The following is a 12,848-nucleotide window of genomic DNA, read 5'->3' as shown; positions in this document are numbered from 1 at the left end:
AAATTCCTCCTGGTTTCTTTCTTACATCTTCTGTTGCAGCACAGTTTTTCATTCACAGCATCTGCACCTTACAGTTCAATATCAATTGATAATCTTCCTTCCCACTGATCGGTGATTCGCTCACACCGATCAACGGAGATTCTATCCATTCTTTTTCATTTATTTCCACACACATTTTCCTGATCCGGAAAATTTTCATAATGCCACTACCATGAACACTTCGATATGGAATATACCTGAATTCCATTGCTTCTTTCATTACCTGATGATAAAAATTACAATCCAGTACATGCACCCCTTCACCACTGAGTGGATCTGTCAGGCAGTTTCCCGTATCCCTCAATGCATGAACCTTATAACTATCTGCTTCTGTAAATAAAATCACTTCACAGCACCGTTCCTGCTCTATCTTAAGAACTTTCAAGAACTTCCAGGCCATCAGAATCCCCTGTGAGCTAAGCACCGCAATCCCATAAAACAGACTGATATAATGCAGATAAGGACGAAACATCATCAACGTGCCCCCCAGGAACATTCCAAAAAGGTAAAGCAATCCCATTCCTTTGAGTATCTGGAGCATACATTGTTTCCTATTTTTTAACCAAAGCATACAAAATGGAATCACCAGATAAAAGGCTATGTTTTTCATCCAGGCGGGAACAGATACAACCACCATCAGACATGTCAACACACTTCCAAGGAATGCTCCGGATAAAACTCCTTTAAAACTATATTTTCCACCCATAATCCGTTCTGTCACGAAAAGTAACAGGCTATCCATCATGAAATTTTCCAGAAAAAAAAGATCTATGTACAACTCATAGTGCATCTTCCACCTTCCTTTTCATTTCGAGTCATCCTCGATATCATATAGAATTATAAAATTTGCTCTTTGGAAATTTTGTCAGATACTGACAGTAAAACAGAAAGAAAATAGAAGAATTTCTGACATCCTTCGACATAAAAGAAAAACGGCCTGATACTTCAGACCGTTTCATCATTTTTCAATTCAATTATTTCTTAAAGAAATCCGGAATCTTAATAGACTGCTCTCTTACTCCACCAGTTGTTGATCTTGGCTGCAGTGTTGGCATTGTTCCACCCTGCGGTCTTACTGTTGAAGTCTGAGCTGTTCTTTGTGCTGTATAGTCATAAGATGGTCTTGCATGACTTTCTACACCATTCGGAAGAATAGAACTTGTCTTCTGCTGTCCTTCCAGTCTTGCTTTCAGCTTGGATGCACTTCCGCCTACATTATGTAAGCCTGTAGCAATAACTGTGATTGTACATTCATCAGACTTTGTATCATCATACATAGCACCGAAGATGATACTTGCACTTTCTCCTGCAAGCTCCTGTACATAATCAGCTGCATCAGAAGCATCCATAAGTGTAATGTCTCCAGATACATTAACGATAACATTAGATGCACCTGTGATTGTTGTCTCAAGCAGTGGACTGGCAACAGCCTGCTTAACTGCTTCGAGTGCCTTGTCATCTCCGCGTCCTGCACCGATACCGATATGTGCAATACCTTTATCCTTCATAACTGTCTGGATATCAGCAAAGTCAAGGTTGATCAGAGATGGTACATTGATCAGGTCTGTGATACCCTGAATACCCTGCTGAAGAACCTCATCAGCCTTTTTCAAAGCTTCCGGCATAGTAGTACGTCTGTCTACAACTTCAAGCAGTTTGTCATTCGGGATAACGATGATTGTATCAACGTTCTCCTTTAATTTATCAATACCATTGATTGCATTCTGCATTCTTGTCTTGGATTCGAAACGGAAAGGCTTTGTGACAACTCCTACTGTCAGAGCGCCCTGCTCTTTCGCAATTCTTGCGATAACCGGAGCAGCACCTGTTCCAGTTCCGCCTCCCATACCGCAGGTAACAAATACCATATCTGCACCTTTTAATGCAGCCTGGATCTCCTCAGCGCTTTCTTCTGCTGCCTTTTCTCCCATCTCAGGCTGTGCACCAGCACCAAGTCCTTTTGTCAGTTTTTCACCGATCTGCATAAGTGTCGGTGCTTTACACAGCTGTAATGCCTGTTTATCTGTATTCACAGCTATGAATTCTACGCCTGCAATCTGTTCGTCGATCATTCGGTTCACGGCATTGTTACCGCCTCCGCCGACTCCGACAACAATAATTCTTGCAGCCGCTTCAGATTCGTTGGTTTTAATTTCTAACAAGAGTAGTTCCTCCTTTGTCGTCTTATTAATTCTTATATACATCCCTTATTTTAATTGAACGATACAATTCAATAAGTATATAATAAAGTCTTTTCCGTAAATAATCAATAGATTTTTTCTTATTTTTGGTTTTTTTCCAACAATTCAGCTTCAAGACTGCGGTGTAAAGTTAATTGATGCTGAATCTGCTTCATAATTCTCAAGATGAAGTACCCCCGCCTGATCCGGATACTGTTCCTTCAGCTTCTCAAGAATCGGTTTGATCTGTGCAATTCTGATCTCATATTCTTTATTCCCAATTAAAACTTCTACTGATCCAAAATATAATACCACACTCTGTTCATTGGCATATACCAGTTTATCCGGTGTAAGTGAATATTTCACCAGATACTTTGAAGCCTCTGCGATCAAAGTGAATGCACTGTCATCTTCCACCGGAATCTTTTTTCCGATCTCTACTTTCGATGCATCGAAAGAAAGTCCTTCCACATAAGGTACTCCTGTAAAAGTTTTCTTGCTTTCAAAAAGTGCTGTCCCCTTCCGGTCAAAATATAAATTTGTATCATTGAAAGAAACATAACCGGATTTTCCTTTCTCTTTCACATGCGCAACAAGCGTCCATGGATTTTCAAATGTCAATTTCATTTCTTCCACAACTGACGGAACTTCTGCATCTGTATAATTATATTTCCAGAATAAATACACCGTATTCATGGAGAGTTTATCTTTCTTGAGCCAGCTGATGATTGAATTCTCTCCGTAATATTCATTTCCCTTCACCTTTATACTGCGTGTCTGAAAGAGTAGAACAAATATTACAAGCAACAGTAATACTACAATAAAGCGGAACATCCCTCTCTTCTTTTTCTTCTTTTTTTTCATTGATCAGATTCCTTCCTCTGTTCATGTTTTCCATACCCGGACTCCATCTGTATGAAATACAGGCAACTCTATTGTACCAAACGTGATATGCTAAGGACAAGCCCCATTTCCAAAAGCAGAAAAACAACTGACGTTCCACCATAACTGATAAACGGAAGTGTAATTCCTGTATTCGGTATAGAATTTGTGACGACAGCAATATTCAATATTACCTGAATCATCATATGTGCCATGGCTCCTGCTGCAATCAACGCACCAAAAAGATCCGGTGCGTGTGTTGCAATCACAAAAAATCTCCAGATTAAAATCAGAAACAGTACAATGATAGCCCCCGCACCAACAAGCCCTAATTCTTCACAGACAATAGAAAAAATCATATCATTCTGTGCTTCCGGCAGGAATCCCAGTTTTTGTACACTGTTTCCCAGCCCCCGGCCAAACAGTCCTCCACTTCCAATTGCATAAAGTCCTTGCAATGTCTGATATCCTTTTTCATACTTCTCCGGATTGCGCCAGATTGCAAGTCGCTCCAGCCGATAGCTTTCCAAGGCTAGAAAAATTCCCAGAAATCCAACTCCTGATACAGCCATCCATATAAACTGTGCATATCTTGGACTTGCAACAAAAATCAATGTAACTGCGATTCCGAGGATAATGATTGCTGTACTCAGATTACTTGCTCCTACCAGACCGACAACCGGAAGGATCGAAAGCATCATTCCGGACATTATCCGAAGTTTTGATATTTTTTTCACATTTCGGTTGATCAGCCAGGCCAGAAACAAGATTACTGCTACTTTAGCAAATTCTGAAGGCTGAAAAGAAAACGGACCCAAAGACAACCATCTTTTGGATCCGTTATATTCTTTTCCGAATGCCATGACAGCAATGGATAAACCGATTGCAGCCAGATATCCTGGCACAGCAAGTGGAATCCATCTGTGATAATCAATTCTCGCGATCCATAGCATTCCTGCCATTCCAAGAACTGTAGCCAGTCCCTGCTTTTTCAGATAATAATAAGAATCATGAAACTTCACCCTGCCGTTATATGCACTTGTACTGGTCAGAAGGATCAGACCAACCAGTACGAGAATCAGCACCGTCACAAGCAGTGTATCATCATACGTGTGCTTCTTTGCAGGACGCTTCAATACAGTTCACCCTTTACAGATTATTTACAAGCTCTTTAAACTTATCTCCACGTTCTTCATAATTCTTAAACATTCCCCAACTTGCACATGCAGGAGAAAGGAGTACTGCATCTCCCGGTTTTGCATTCTCTACACATTTTGCAAATGCTTCCTCAAATGTATCCGCCATCTCAATATCTTCAAATCCATGTGCTCTGGCTGTCTCTGCGATCTTGTCACGTGTCGCACCAAGAAGTACTAATTTTTTTACTTTTCCATCAAAGGAATCGATCCATTCATCATAAGCAGAATCCTTATCATAACCTCCACCGATCAGAACTGTCGGACGATTCATCGCCTGAATCCCCTTAATTGCTGCATCTGGGTTTGTTCCCTTGGAATCATTGTAATATACAACTCCATTCTTTTCTGCCACATATTCAATACGATGTTCGACTCCCTGGAACTCTTTCAGCGTTCTTCGGATCACATCTACCGGAACCCCATATGCTGCTGCCATTCCGGCTGCTGCCATCGCATTCTCATGATTGTGCGTTCCAAGAATATTCAATTCATCTACATGGCATACCGGTGTCTTCTCTCCGTTCATTGCAAGAACGATCTGACCGTTTTCCAGATAGATTCCTTCTTCTAATATACGCTGACTGCTGAAATATAGAACCTTTGACTTTATATTTTCTCCAAATGCCCTTGTCACATCATCTTCGTAATTCAGAACACAAGTATCTTTCTCTGTCTGATTCTTCGCAATATTTTCCTTTGCCTCTATGTATGCTTCCATCGTATGATGGCGATTCAGATGATCCGGAGTAATATTCAGGATCGCGCTGACTCTCGGACGGAATGTCTGAATTGTTTCTAGCTGAAAGCTGCTCATCTCAGCAACAATTACAGAATCTTCTCTTGTCTGGAGTGCAATACTCGTATATGGATTACCGATATTTCCTACCACAAAACTGCTCTGCGCATAGTTTTTCATAATTTCTCCAAGCAGAGAAGTGGTCGTTGTCTTTCCGTTTGTTCCAGTAATTGCTAGAACATCACCTTTTCCAAAGACATACGCAAGCTCAATCTCGCCCCAAATTGGAAGTCCTTTCTCACGCATCTCATTCACGATTGGAAGATCTGTCGGAACACCCGGACTCATTACAACAAGAGAAAGTTTATCAAGAAGTTCTTCTTTCCTGTCTCCCTCAAGTGTTCCAAGGACGATTTCCAGTGACTCACTGTCCCCGCCTTCAATCTTTGCACGGATCTCTTCCGGATTCAGCTTATCGTTACCATCATACAATACGACCTTTGCTTCTTCTTTCAAAAGGAGCTCACACGCTGCCTCTCCACTGATTCCAGAGCCAAACACTAATACATTTTTATCTTTTACAACCATTCTTTTATACCCCCATAAGAGCGATCAGGCAAAGAATTGCCGTCACAATAGAAAATACTGCCACTACCCGTGTCTCTGACCATCCGCAAAGCTCGAAATGATGATGGATTGGTGCCATCTTAAAGAGACGCTTTCCTCCTGTCTTTTTGAAATATGTCACCTGCAGAATAACTGAAATAACTTCTACAAGATAAATAAATCCGACAATAATGATATACAGCGGCATCTGCATCATATACGCTGTTCCTGCAACAAAACCACCCAGTGCAAGAGAACCTGTATCTCCCATGAACACACTGGCCGGATACACATTAAAAAGAAGGAATCCCATCAATGCACCGACAACTGCGCAAGTGATCGGCTCAATCCCACTTTTCGTTCCAATTGCTACAACCGTGAAAAATGTTGCCACCAGAACAGTTACGCTTGATGCAAGACCATCCAGTCCGTCCGTAAAGTTTGTTCCATTAACTGTACCGATTACTGCAAAGAAAAGAACCGGAATCGCAAGCCATCCAAGATTCAATTCATAACCGCCGGAGAATGGAACGATCATTGTAAGTGGAATCTTCGCTACTTTTACGATGTAAAACGCAAAAATTGCTGTTACTACAATCTGGAGTGCCATCTTCTGCATTGGAAAAAGTCCGTCTGAACGTTTCATGACAACTTTAAGATAATCATCCAGAAATCCAATCAGTCCGAATCCTACTGTAAGGAAAAGTACCGGGATGATCTTTGGATAGTCTTTCACATAAAACAGGGACGTAATCACAACAGCTGCCAGAATGATAATACCTCCCATTGTCGGTGTTCCTGCCTTCTTCAAATGAGACTGTACACCCTCCACACGCTCCGTCTGTCCCATCTTTAACCTTCTCAGGAAAGGAATGACTACCGGTCCAAGCACAAGGCTTATAACAAATGCAATCAATACCGGAATTACTACATGACTGTTCATATATACACCTCTTCATTTCTTTTGTTTTACACAGAGAATCCTTCTTATGTACTTTTCTGTCATCAGATGATGTGAGTGTCAAAAATAAATTTTGCCACTCACTGATGTAACCAGATTGCTCCATTGCTATGCAATTCCCGCAATCCTCGAACACCTCAAACTCCCATAAAATGGCGTATTCACACCATTTTATTCCGTTTTCGGTGTTCGGCGTGTCAATAAGTATAAATTGCTTATTTGTGCGAGCACAAACGCAATTTATACTTTTGACACTTACATCATCAGATTCTCAAAATGCACTTTACAGTATACTCCATTGGTCAGTTTTTTTCAATCCCGAGATACGGAAGTACATTGTCATAGATGCTGCGCAAAACCGGAGCTGCAATCGTTCCTCCGTAATAAATCCCCTGTGGGTTACGGATCACTACAATTCCAAGAACCTGCGGATCTTCCGCCGGTGCAAACCCTATAAATGATGAAATATATTTGTTTGCGCTTCTTGGAAGAGTCTGTGATGTTGCAGTCTTGCCTCCGATCGAATATCCTTCAATGTATCCATTTTTACCAGATCCTTCTTCTACTACACTCTTCAGAAGTATTCTCATCGTCTCCGATGTTTTTTCAGATACAATCCCATTCTTCTTTTTGTATTTCAGCTTTCGTATCTCTGTTCCGTCTTTTTCAAGAACTGCCACTCCAAAATGCGGTGTCACCCGGTATCCCCCATTAACCAGCGAACTTACTGTTGTTGCCATTTGAACCGGTGTTACCTGGAACGACTGTCCAAATGAAATCGTTGCCAATTCCACAAGACCAATATCTTCTACGTTATGCATAATTGTTCCCGCTTCACCCGGAAGATCAATATTCGTCAGACTAAGTAATCCAAACTGTTTAAAATAAGCATAAAATTTCTCTGCTCCAAGCCGAAGACCAATATCAATAAATACCGGATTACAGGAATTCTGTATTCCCTGGATAAACGTTTCCTGTCCATGTCCACCAACCTTATGACACCGGATTTTTCTGTCTTCTACAATCCGGTATCCCGGACAGGAAAATGTATCCGACAAAGAAACGACACCTTCTTCAAGACATGCTGATGCTGTAATGATTTTAAACGTTGATCCCGGCTCATATGTATCATTAATACAGGGATTTCGCCACATCTGATTTAACATCTCCTGAGTCTGTTCATCCGTCTGTTCTGTATTTTCATCCACATCAATCAATTCAAAAGGGGTATTCAGATTAAATTCCGGTGTATTTACCATTGCAAATATCTCTCCATCCTGCGGATTCATAAGCAATACAGATACACTATCCGCCTGTTTTTCCTCCTGAACCTTTTTTGCTGCCTGTTCACAGTACTTCTGAATATTATGATCCAGACTAATCTGAAGCGTGTTCCCAGCCACAGGTTCAATCCTGTCTTCTGCTACTTTCTCAAGTTCGACTCCTCTCGCATCCGTCACTGTAAGAATGGTTCCATCGGTTCCTTTTAATACCTCTTCATATTTTACTTCAAGTCCGATGATTCCCTGGTTGTCCCCACCTGTAAATCCAAGAACTCTGGATGCAAATGTATCATAAGGATAATATCTTTTAAAATCCTCATCTACTTTTACTCCTGCAAGATCCAGATTACGGATTCTATCCCCCGTTTCTTTTTCCACATTTGTTTTAATTTTTTCCATCGAAGACACTTTTTCTACTTTTTTCCGGATGTTTTCTTCCTCTTCTCCAAGTTCCTGACAGAGAGCTGCGATCACCTGCTCCGGATCTTTTATCTGATTATGGATCACAGAAATTGTGCATACCGTCCTGTTCGTTGCCAGGACAACTCCATTTCTGTCAATAATCTCTCCTCTTGCCGCTTTGATTTTTCTTTCTCGCTCATGAAGATCTTTCGCCAGCTTCTGATAATGTGCAGCATCAAAAATCATCAGATAAACAAGTCTTCCGAAAAGAGCCGAAATCAAAAGAACTGCGCAGAAAAAAACAACTATTGTTTTTTTTCGGTTATATGTTTTATTTTTCACAAAAAATAACTCCGAGAAAGACATTTCTACAATGTATTATGTCTTTTTCGGAGTTATTCCTGTTTGCCTGTCTGCTATAAAACTTAATCTATATTGGATGATGTTGCCCAGCTGTCCAAATCCGGCTTATAATTTTCATCAACATATGAGCCGTCTTCATTACTGTAATCATCTGTATAGTCCTGATCATAATCAGAATACTCTGTATCTTCAAAGCTCTGACCGCTCTGCTGTGTCTGACTTTCCCCTGTCTCTTCTATGGTTGTGATACCAAGATATGGAAATGCTTCTGACATGATATTCTTCGCAAGTTCAAGAACCAATGAACTATTATCCTGTGCATCCACATTTGCTTCATCAATTACCACATAGATAACAACTTCCGGATTCTCCTGTGGAGCATATCCGATATAAGAAAGAAGATATTTCCCATCTTTACGTGGAAGTTTCTGCGCCGTACCGGTCTTCGCTCCGATATCATATCCTTCCACCTGGGCTCTCTTACCTGTACCATACTGCATTACCGCCTGTAAATATGTTTTTACTAATTCAGATGTTTCTGTCGAAACTGTCTTACGGAGCAATACGGGATTCTTCGTTTCAATCACATTTCCATTCTCATCCTGGATCTGCTTTACAACATGCGGTTCATAATAATACCCACCATTGATCAGAGAACTGAACCCTGCTGCCAGCTGAGTCATTGTCACATTAAAGTTCTGTCCGAAAGCATTCGTTGCAAGATCAACCGGTGTCATCGTGTCAGCTGTATACAGAAGACTTGCTGTTGATGCTTCTGCCGGAAGGTCAATTCCCGTATATTCTCCAAATCCGAAGATATGCTGATATCTGATAAAATTATCAATTCCGATTTTTTCCGCCATTTCCATCAATGCAACGTTACAGGAATTGGCAATTGCATCCATTGTGCTTTCCATTCCATGTCCAGAACGAAGATGACATCCGATATCATTATCTCCCACATGAAGATAACCACCACAATAATAAGATTCCTCTCCGGTAAGAGTTCCTGTCTCCAATCCAGCTGCAACAGTGAACGGTTTCATCGTAGACCCCGGTTCAAACGCATCACTGACACAGAAGTTTCTCCAGATACTACTCAATAGGTTCAATCGATCCTTCTCATCTATCGCATTCCATTTTTCTTCGGAATAAATACTGGACAGATCTCTTGGTTTGTTCAAATCAAAATTAGGGTAAGAGGCCTCAGCCAGAATCTCTCCGGTATTCGGATTCATGATCATAACCGCTGTATTCTTGCTCCCGGTCACTCCACTTCCTTCTTCTCCAGCATGTTCTTCATTGAACTGTTGAATGTATTTTTCCACAATACTCTGTAAGGTAATATCAATCGTTGTAATAACATTATTCCCATTCTTTGCTGCTTTTACATTCTGTTCGACTGTATCATCTTCATCCAGATAACCATACTCTCTGCCATCTGTCCCCGTCATAACATCATTATAAGCACTCTCAATTCCAATTGCTCCTATATTTCCGGAATAAGTAAAACCTATCACATCACTTGCCAGCGTATTGTATGGGTATGTTCTGTTATAATCATCCTCCAGCCAGATTCCCTTTACATTTGGATAATTCTTAGTATCATTCTTTATCTCATTATATTTCTGAGCCGTCTCGTAATCGATTCCTTTTTTCAATATAACATATCTGCTATTAGGTTTTTCTTCTACAATCTCTCGTACCGTCTTTTCACTGATTCCGAAACATTTATTCAATACTTTAATCGTAGGATCTATATATTCTTCTTTATCTGTCATTACAACAACATCAAGAATTACATTATAAACCCTTTCACTTGTCGCTATCTTTGTACCGTTTCTATCCAGAATATCTCCACGTTTATATGGAATTGTCTTACTGTCATAAATTTTCTGATTCAGTACAAGCTTTGTATACTTGCTTCCCTTCGTAACATTAATGTATGTAATTCTTCCTACAAGAACAAGAAAAGCCAGTATAACTGCTATAAACAGCAGTACCAGCTTTCTCTGCATTCTTACCGGGAATTTTTTAGTCAGAAATTGAAATCTGTTCTTCCTTCTTTTTCTTCCTGCCATCTTCCATTATTCCTTATTTTTCACATCCTTGGATTGCGCTAAAACGCCATCTTCCGGAATGTTATCATACTGTTTTACATAGTCACTTGTCGGGCTTTGATAATGAATCACTTTGCCCTGAGACTCATAAACCATTCCCATCTCGTTCATTGCCTTTTCACGAACAGTCTCAAGATTAACAGAATCTTCCGCTGCCTGATGTGCAGTATCATTTGATTCCTTCAGATCCGTCAGTTCCTGCTGCAGCGCTGTAATCTGATCTGCACGATTCAAAACATCTGCCTGTAAGCGTAAATACATAACACATATAAAAACCGCACAGACTGCCGCCGCAATTAGAAAAGTCGCATATGCCGGACTGATCCGCTGCGCACGATGCCGGTTTTTAATCACCTGACGGCTTGTTCTTTTTTTCTTCGGCTTACGAACTGTCCCATTTCCAGACGGTAAAGCTTCTGGCTGACGCACGGCACTACCGTACACGTAGAAGTGGTTCCAGTCTGCTGCTGGTCTATTCTGCTGTCTGCGACCTGTGTTTCTCGCCATCGCTTTCCTGTCCTTTCTCTGGATTCTTGTTCCGCCGGGCTCTCCCCTTCCCGGAGGAACGTTTCGTTTATACTCTAAATACTCCCTGTGATATCAAATTATGCACGTTCAAAGATTCTAAGCTTTGCACTCTTTGATCTGCTGTTTACCGTCAGCTCCTCTTCTGACGGAAGGATTGGCTTCCTGGTGATCACTTTCCCTTTGGATACATTTCCACATACACAAACCGGAAAATGACTTGGACAAATGCACGGATTCTCATTCTTACGGAAAGAACTCTTCACAATTCTGTCTTCAAGCGAATGAAATGTAATAATGCAAAGTCTTCCTCCTGGATTCAACAGATCGATCATATCATCTAATGTATCCCGCAAAACATCAAGCTCATGATTCAATTCAATTCGCAGAGCCTGAAATGTACGCTTTGACGGATGTCCTGACGTCTTCTGAATCTTCATTGGTATTGCATGACTGATAATCTCATTCAATTGTCCTGTTGTCTCAATCGGACCTTTTGTGCGTTCTGCAACAATATGCTTCGCGATATTTTTAGCAAATCTGTCCTCGCCATAATCACGAATCACACGATAAAGTTCCGATTCACTATAGTCGTTGACAATGTCTCTGGCTGTCATCTTCTGACGCTGATCCATACGCATATCAAGAGGTGCGTCAACCCGATATGAAAATCCCCTCTCAGCTGTATCCAACTGATAAGAAGAAACTCCAAGATCTACTGTGATTCCATCTACTTTGTCAATTCCTATCTCATGAAGCCGCGGTTTCATATCACAATAATTGCTCCGGATTATTGTGACCTTCTCCCCGAAACCTTCCAGGCGCTTTCCTGCTGCTTTAATCGCATCAGCGTCCTGGTCTATACCTATTAATCTCCCCTGCTCGCCAAGCTTTGTACAGACTTCATAAGCATGTCCGCCTCCACCCAACGTGGCATCTACATAGATGCCATCCGGTTTTACGTTCAAACCGTCTACTGTCTCATGCAACAGCACTGAAACGTGCTCGAATGCCATAGACTCCTCCTTCTGACTGCCTCACTTGGCGGTCTTTGTTGTCATCAGATGCGAATTCCGATCGCTTCCATACGTTCTGCAATCGCATCCAGATCTTCCTCGCTGATCTGGTTTTTCTCTTCCCAGAGTGCCTTGTCCCAGATCTCAACACGATCCTGGACTCCAACCAGAACTACTTCCTTCTCCAGATGTGCATTCTTTCTAAGTGACGGTGGGACAAGAACTCTCCCCTGCTTGTCGAAACTGCCCTCAGATGCACTTCCAAAAAAGTAGCGTTTAAAGATTCTGGCATCCTTGTTCATTCGTGGTAAGCTTTCGAGTTCGGCTACGAATTTATTCCATTCTTCCTGGGAATAGACAAATAGACAGCCCTCTAATCCGTTACAGATCACGAAGCTGTCACCAAGATCTTCCCTTAACTTTGCCGGGATGATCAGTCTGCCTTTTTCGTCTATGTTATGGTTAAACTCTCCTAATAACATCCGAAACCCTTTCTCTGGAATCTATGGAAATCTTCATGTCCACTAAAGGTATCA

The 12,848-nt window shown here is 41.2% G+C and carries 11 protein-coding genes; all 11 read right to left on the bottom strand.

Annotated elements, in window-relative coordinates; genetic code table 11:
• Positions 1-52 precede the first annotated feature (52 nt).
• The 11 genes from LI162_RS03220 to mraZ all read right to left on the bottom strand — a co-directional run bounded on the left by LI162_RS03220 (position 53) and on the right by mraZ (position 12,794).
• A complete protein-coding gene (locus tag LI162_RS03220) occupies positions 53-829 on the bottom strand; it encodes a sigma-E processing peptidase SpoIIGA (protein WP_196019790.1) in 777 nt (258 codons plus the stop codon).
• A 184-nt stretch (positions 830-1,013) separates the two neighbouring features.
• Positions 1,014-2,201 carry a cell division protein FtsZ gene (ftsZ, locus tag LI162_RS03215; RefSeq protein ID WP_020435772.1) on the bottom strand — a complete coding sequence of 396 codons (1,188 nt, stop codon included), beginning with the start codon at positions 2,199-2,201 and terminating at the stop codon, positions 1,014-1,016.
• A 150-nt stretch (positions 2,202-2,351) separates the two neighbouring features.
• Positions 2,352-3,083: a hypothetical protein gene (locus LI162_RS03210; RefSeq protein WP_055144711.1), complete on the bottom strand. Its 732-nt coding sequence runs from the start codon at positions 3,081-3,083 to the stop codon at positions 2,352-2,354.
• Between the two features lie 68 nt (positions 3,084-3,151).
• Positions 3,152-4,237, bottom strand: coding sequence for an FtsW/RodA/SpoVE family cell cycle protein (locus tag LI162_RS03205; RefSeq protein ID WP_020435770.1), 1,086 nt, complete (start codon positions 4,235-4,237; stop codon positions 3,152-3,154).
• Between the two features lie 13 nt (positions 4,238-4,250).
• Complete coding sequence (murD, locus tag LI162_RS03200; protein WP_227155719.1) at positions 4,251-5,624, bottom strand: UDP-N-acetylmuramoyl-L-alanine--D-glutamate ligase; 1,374 nt, start codon at positions 5,622-5,624, stop codon at positions 4,251-4,253.
• A 4-nt stretch (positions 5,625-5,628) separates the two neighbouring features.
• A complete protein-coding gene (mraY, locus tag LI162_RS03195; protein ID WP_015528861.1) occupies positions 5,629-6,585 on the bottom strand; it encodes a phospho-N-acetylmuramoyl-pentapeptide-transferase in 957 nt (318 codons plus the stop codon).
• Positions 6,586-6,905: 320 nt separating this feature from the next.
• On the bottom strand, positions 6,906-8,630 hold the full coding sequence (locus LI162_RS03190) for a peptidoglycan D,D-transpeptidase FtsI family protein (protein ID WP_226861947.1): 1,725 nt from the start codon (positions 8,628-8,630) through the stop codon (positions 6,906-6,908).
• A gap of 83 nt (positions 8,631-8,713) precedes the next feature.
• Complete coding sequence (locus LI162_RS03185; protein ID WP_227155711.1) at positions 8,714-10,732, bottom strand: peptidoglycan D,D-transpeptidase FtsI family protein; 2,019 nt, start codon at positions 10,730-10,732, stop codon at positions 8,714-8,716.
• A gap of 6 nt (positions 10,733-10,738) precedes the next feature.
• Positions 10,739-11,278, bottom strand: a complete 540-nt coding sequence (locus LI162_RS03180) for a hypothetical protein (RefSeq protein ID WP_020435766.1) — start codon at positions 11,276-11,278, stop codon at positions 10,739-10,741.
• Between the two features lie 98 nt (positions 11,279-11,376).
• Positions 11,377-12,312 carry a 16S rRNA (cytosine(1402)-N(4))-methyltransferase RsmH gene (gene rsmH, locus LI162_RS03175; protein WP_020435765.1) on the bottom strand — a complete coding sequence of 312 codons (936 nt, stop codon included), beginning with the start codon at positions 12,310-12,312 and terminating at the stop codon, positions 11,377-11,379.
• 44 nt (positions 12,313-12,356) lie between these two features.
• On the bottom strand, positions 12,357-12,794 hold the full coding sequence (mraZ, locus tag LI162_RS03170; protein WP_015528857.1) for a division/cell wall cluster transcriptional repressor MraZ: 438 nt from the start codon (positions 12,792-12,794) through the stop codon (positions 12,357-12,359).
• Positions 12,795-12,848 lie beyond the last annotated feature (54 nt).

The sequence above is a fragment of the Mediterraneibacter sp. 210702-DFI.3.120 genome (assembly GCF_020561005.1).
Classification (GTDB): domain Bacteria; phylum Bacillota; class Clostridia; order Lachnospirales; family Lachnospiraceae; genus Mediterraneibacter; species Mediterraneibacter faecis.
This window is presented reverse-complemented; position numbering and strand designations above follow the sequence as displayed.

Bases quoted from the DNA above. Each gene is read 5' to 3' on its own strand.
- LI162_RS03220 (WP_196019790.1), bottom strand. From the start codon at position 829: ATGCACTATGAGTTGTACATAGATCTTTTTTTTCTGGAAAATTTCATG.
- rsmH (WP_020435765.1), bottom strand. From the start codon at position 12,312: ATGGCATTCGAGCACGTTTCAGTGCTGTTGCATGAGACAGTAGACGGT.
- LI162_RS03185 (WP_227155711.1), bottom strand. From the start codon at position 10,732: ATGGCAGGAAGAAAAAGAAGGAAGAACAGATTTCAATTTCTGACTAAA.
- mraY (WP_015528861.1), bottom strand. From the start codon at position 6,585: ATGAACAGTCATGTAGTAATTCCGGTATTGATTGCATTTGTTATAAGC.
- LI162_RS03180 (WP_020435766.1), bottom strand. From the start codon at position 11,278: ATGGCGAGAAACACAGGTCGCAGACAGCAGAATAGACCAGCAGCAGAC.
- LI162_RS03210 (WP_055144711.1), bottom strand. From the start codon at position 3,083: ATGAAAAAAAAGAAGAAAAAGAAGAGAGGGATGTTCCGCTTTATTGTA.
- mraZ (WP_015528857.1), bottom strand. From the start codon at position 12,794: ATGTTATTAGGAGAGTTTAACCATAACATAGACGAAAAAGGCAGACTG.
- murD (WP_227155719.1), bottom strand. From the start codon at position 5,624: ATGGTTGTAAAAGATAAAAATGTATTAGTGTTTGGCTCTGGAATCAGT.